Source organism: Okeania sp. SIO3I5, from assembly GCF_010672085.1.
Classification (GTDB): domain Bacteria; phylum Cyanobacteriota; class Cyanobacteriia; order Cyanobacteriales; family Microcoleaceae; genus Trichodesmium.
In genome coordinates this window covers 1-5,105 of sequence record NZ_JAAHHT010000098.1, presented here as the reverse complement: position 1 = coordinate 5,105, position 5,105 = coordinate 1, and the positions used below count along the sequence as shown (strand labels likewise).

Sequence of the window (5,105 nt, the reverse complement as noted above, 5' to 3'; positions counted from 1 at the left end):
TAAGAGAAGAAAAAGGAGATATTTTTTAGCAAGATTTTAGGAATCAATTTTTACACATAAAATCGACAGTTATTTTCTCTTACGAATAAGTCGATCTACAGAAATACTATTGAGACTACAACCTGCTAAAAGGATAAAAAAAACTAAACAATAAATAAGTTGAGATGCTGCTACATTCCACTTTTGAAGCAAACAAATTCCAAACATTAATGGCATCATTAATGCAAAACCTGCGATAATTGCGTTGCGTGTTTGCAATCCAATTATCATTAAGAATCCAGAAATTAATTCTACAGGAGTAACTAAAGCAGCAAATGGTATAATTAGAAAGCTTGGTGCTATACCTTGAAAGTCCTCTACCATTTTCTCGATAAATCCTCCCATATTTCCAATTCGGACTAAACCATGTACAAAGAAGTTTATTCCGAATATTATTCGTAATAGTGTATAAGCTAAAGTTACGTCTTGGCGTTTGAGAAAAATTGGAGTTTCAATGTTATTCATTCTATTATTCCTATAAAATTTGTATCTACAAATATTGACATTTTAATATTAGGTATAGCTTGAAATTTAGCACAATACTTATGATTAGGAATAGGCAATTCAATAATTTATAATTTAGAATTAAAAAAATATATATGGTTAATTTAATAAATTATTAATTTAATAATTCTGCATTCTAATACCAATTTGAAAAAAGAATGTTACGAATAATAAGTGCAATAAAAAGATTTTTTAGGAAATCCCTTTGACAAAAAAGAGAGTTTCCAACCTAAAAACTGGTTTTAAATCTATTCATTCTGAATTCAGAATTCCAAGAAATACTCTAGCTAGGGTTTGCTGAAAAAGTCTTATGAGTAAGGGTAGGAGTCAGGAGACAGGAGACAGGAGACAGGAGGAATGGGGAATGAGAAGGCAGGAGGGAGAATTTAATTCGTGATTTTTCAGCAAGAGCGTCAACCCTTTCATCCTCACTTTTTAAGCATGAAGCAGCTCACGCACCAGGTATTTCTGACGATAAAAAAGGCTCAAACCTTGCTCTTTCAATACTTTTAGATTTAATCAGCAAGCCCTAGCTATTTGTAGGAAACATTGATCAAATTGGTATAAATTCATAATTTCTGCATTCTGCATTCTAAATTCTAAATTCATAATGAGCGTCGCCAATGAAATAAATTTTCTAACCAATCTTTGACTATTTTATTCTGCTTTTGTTTTTGCCTTAACCATCCTGTTGCTGTTTGAGCATTAATTTCTGATATAGTCGGCCAAATATGAGGTAATTCAGCGATCGCTTCTATTTTTATTCCTTGACGAATAGCTAATGCCATGATATGTATTATCTCGCTTGCTTGATTTCCTACTATTGAAACGCCTAAAATTTTCCCATTGCGATGACCGACAATTTTACAAAATCCTGTTGTTTGACTTAAAATTTGTGCCTGATCGATATTTTTAAAATTTTGCCGAAAAACTAATACATTTTCTCCATAACGTTGTCTAGCTTGTTGTTCGGTTAAACCAACTCTTGCTAATTTTGGTTCTGAGAATATTGCCCAAGGAATACCACTATAATTAACTGAAAAAATAGGTAAGTAGAGAATATTTTTTATCGCTATTTGAGCTTCATAATTAGCAATATGAGGAAATGAATATCCTCCTATTAAATCTCCACAACCATAAATTCTAGAATTGCTCGTTTGTAGTTTTTCATTTAATAATAATTTATGACTATTAAACTTCACTCCTACTGATTCAAGATTGAAATTTTCCAAGTTGGGTTTATTACCTGCTGCCAAGAGAATTTCATCTATTTCTATAGCTTCGTTTCCTACTAAAATCCATTTTTTATCGTCTATTTTTCTCACTTGAGATACTTCTGTTTGAGTTAAAATTCTAATACCTTCTGCTTCTAACTGAGCTTGAACTAAAAATGCTGCTTCTGAATCTTCTTTACCTAAAATATGAGAACTTTTGACTACTATAATTACTTTAGTTCCTAATCGAGAAAAACTTTGTGCTATTTCTATTCCACTGGGGTTGCCACCAATAATAGCTAAAGTTTCAGGAAGTTTAGATAGTTGTTGAATTTTTTTAGGAATAATAAATCCCGTACTTATTAATCCTGGAATTGCCGGTATTATAGGTTGAGATGGAGTAGCTAATAGATATGTTCTTGAACGTAGATGTCTTCCTTTTACTACAAAAGCTAACTGAGGGCGATCAACAAATTTTCCCTCACCAAAAATCACGTCTATTCCTAAAGTTGCTAAAACTGCTGGTTCATATTTAGCTAGTTGATTAGAAACTACATAATCAGCATACTTTTTTGCTTCTTTAAACTTCACCGAAATTTCATCAGAATTGTCATTGTCTTGATATATACCAAACTTTTGTTTGTGGTGTATCTGTTCGACAAAATTTGCTATTTGATTAATAATTTGGTTGTGATGAAATCCTTGGGTATTGTCAAAAATGGGGGATATAACTGTATTTATTTCTGTAGGAGAAGGTTCTATAAGAGCAACACGACCTTGAAGTTTTGTTGCGGTAATAGCTGCATAAATACCTGTTATTGTTCCACCTATAATTACTACATCGTAGTCAAGCATAGTTTATAAAAATATAGTCATAATTGATAATTGATAATTAATAATTAATAATTGATATAGCTAAGAAAGAATTGGTTAGGACATGGACTGATGATAAATCTTAGACCAGGAAACACTGTTCCCTGTTCCCTGTTCCCTGCTATAATAAATAATTACCTCTGGTTAAAACCGAGAGGATTAAATCAAATACGGAAATCTTATTAATTGATAACGGACAGTCGATAATGAAAACTATCTTTAATTATTGCTTTGCTGATTAAATTTCAAAGCATTGATAGATAAAAGTTTTAGCCTTTTCAGGTCGAAAAAAATACCAGTTTTTAGGTCGCCCAACTTCATGCCTGTTATCATTTTGGGCTAACTAGGGCAGAAAAATTCAGGAACTATTCTTCCGACTACTTCCTCCACAATTCCCATTTCTCTTAACTCCTGACTCCTGACTCCTGACTCCTGACTCCTCATTCCTCAATTCAAAATTTCTGCTAAAGCATCAATTAACTTTTGATTCTCTTTTCGGGTACGAACAGCTACTCGAAAATAGCGATCGCCTAATTCTGGAAAACTTGAACAATCTCTAATCAAAATTTTATGTTGTTTTAGTAAAGTTGTTTGTAACCAGTCAACAGACTTTTGCGAGTAGACTAATAAAAAGTTAGCTGCTCCAGGATATGGTTGTAAACCCGGTAACTCGGCCAAACTTTCAAATAGTTGAGGACGAGCATCTGCTAACCAATCCCAAGTTTGCTGTTGAAAAACTTGGTCTTGGAGAACTGCTTGAGCAGCAGCTATGGCTAAACTATTTACAGGCCATGGATCTCGCCATTCTTGCCATTTCCGGAGGCGTTCAGGATGAGAAATTGCATAGCCTAGTCTTAGTCCTGGTAAACTGTAGAATTTAGTCAGAGAACGTAAAATGACCAAATTTGAGAATTTGGTCACCAATGGTACTAAGCTTTGGGGTTGGGGTGGTGGTAAGAAATCCATAAATGCTTCATCTACCACTACCAAACCAAACTCTTCTAAATAAGGGACTATTGTTTCTAGATCCATCAACATTCCCGTGGGATTATGAGGATTATTGAGCAGTAGTCCTTTATTTTTGTTAGCTTCTATTTGTAATTGAGTTAATTTCGATTCCCCGATTGTTAGAGGATACTCAATCACATTAGCTGTAAAAGTTTTCAGGGCACGTCGATAATCACCAAAGGCAGGGGTTAGTAAATAAATTGTTTCGAGCTTTGATAAATCTAGGGCTACCCAAGTTAATAATTCGGCTGCACCATTGCCAGGCAAAACCCACTCTGGAGTCAGAGGAAGATGAGTCAGACTAAGAGCTTTCTTTAACTCCTGATAATTGGGGTCTGGGTAAGCTCTAAGTTTGCTGATATTAGTTTGAATAGCCTGGATAGCCGAATCAGGTGGCCCCAGAGGATTAATACTCGCTGAGAAATCAAGAATAGCGGATTCTGGGCAACCTGCTATTGTGGCTGCCCAAGCTAAGTTTCCTCCGTGTACTGGTTTACTCAAAGCTGGATGATTATTATTTACCGTTTCTTTCGGCAACTAATTCTTTGAAAGATTTACCAGCAGAAAAGGCAGGTACTGTAGTTTCAGGTATTTTCATTTTGTCACCTGTTTTGGGGTTACGACCTTCCCTGGCTTGGCGTTCTCTTGGTTCAAATGAACCAAAGCCAACTAGGGTAACTTTGTCCCCGCTGGCTACAGCATCCATGATAGCTTCTAGGGCTGCACTTAGTACAGCATCGGCTTGCTTTTTCGTGACTTCGGCTTTTTTGGCAATTTCGTCCACTAATTCACCTTTGTTCATTGAGATACTCCTTTTTATTTTGGACAAGATATTCTAGCAGGGTTTAGTTATCAGTAAATCCATAATTCAAGTAAGTAAGGGCTTTGGATACTATTGATAGGTTTTGAACTATTAGGCTTTTTGTTATTAGCTTTAACCTTTTCTTTTTACTACCAAAACATCAGACCCTTTGACTGATAATGCTTTCCCATATCCTTTTGCCTATCATAAGCGTTAGTTTCAGGGATAACATTAGGATTTTTTTCCTGAAAACCCTATACAATCTAGCTTTCACTGGTTTATTCTAATCTGTGCTTGAGCGATCTGGAGTGGTGAAACCTTTAATTTATCTAGATTTCTAGACTTCTTTAGTTTTTCATTATATTTTGGGCCTAAAAATACTATTGTAGATTCCCTAAAGGACTTTTTTCATTAGATTGTCTTATCTTTGTGGCGAGTTAAATATCATTCTGCGAAGCACTCTAAAGTTAGGGTTTTTTGCTCTGACTATACCTCTGACTATTTACTAATCCCAAATCAAAAATCTAAATTAGTAGGGATAACTAAGACGTCTGAGTTTTTCTAGGCAGTTCCATCTCATTGTGTGAAGCACTCTAAAGTCAAAGGTTTTTACCTCTGACTATTTACTAATCCCAAATCAAAAATCTAAATTAGTAGGGATAACT

General features: G+C 34.6%; 4 protein-coding genes. All 4 read right to left on the bottom strand.

Annotation, left to right across the window (positions count from 1 at the left end):
• Nucleotides 1–69: 69 nt before the first annotated feature.
• The 4 genes from F6K40_RS21115 to F6K40_RS21100 all read right to left on the bottom strand — a co-directional run bounded on the left by F6K40_RS21115 (nucleotide 70) and on the right by F6K40_RS21100 (nucleotide 4,440).
• Complete coding sequence (locus F6K40_RS21115) at nucleotides 70–504, bottom strand: DoxX family protein (protein ID WP_293139072.1); 435 nt, start codon at nucleotides 502–504, stop codon at nucleotides 70–72.
• Between the two features lie 644 nt (nucleotides 505–1,148).
• On the bottom strand, nucleotides 1,149–2,612 hold the full coding sequence (locus F6K40_RS21110) for a dihydrolipoyl dehydrogenase family protein (RefSeq protein ID WP_293139071.1): 1,464 nt from the start codon (nucleotides 2,610–2,612) through the stop codon (nucleotides 1,149–1,151).
• Between the two features lie 465 nt (nucleotides 2,613–3,077).
• The gene (gene cobD / locus F6K40_RS21105) at nucleotides 3,078–4,139 is read right to left on the bottom strand and encodes a threonine-phosphate decarboxylase CobD (RefSeq protein WP_293139094.1); all 1,062 of its coding nucleotides are present in this window, start codon (nucleotides 4,137–4,139) and stop codon (nucleotides 3,078–3,080) included.
• Between the two features lie 13 nt (nucleotides 4,140–4,152).
• Entirely contained in the window at nucleotides 4,153–4,440 is a 288-nt protein-coding gene (locus tag F6K40_RS21100) for an HU family DNA-binding protein (protein ID WP_293139070.1), read from the bottom strand.
• Nucleotides 4,441–5,105: the final 665 nt, after the last annotated feature.

Excerpts from the sequence above, each read along its gene's own strand:
- F6K40_RS21115 (WP_293139072.1), bottom strand. The coding sequence starts at position 504 with ATGAATAACATTGAAACTCCAATTTTTCTCAAACGCCAAGACGTAACT.
- F6K40_RS21110 (WP_293139071.1), bottom strand. The coding sequence starts at position 2,612 with ATGCTTGACTACGATGTAGTAATTATAGGTGGAACAATAACAGGTATT.
- F6K40_RS21100 (WP_293139070.1), bottom strand. The coding sequence starts at position 4,440 with ATGAACAAAGGTGAATTAGTGGACGAAATTGCCAAAAAAGCCGAAGTC.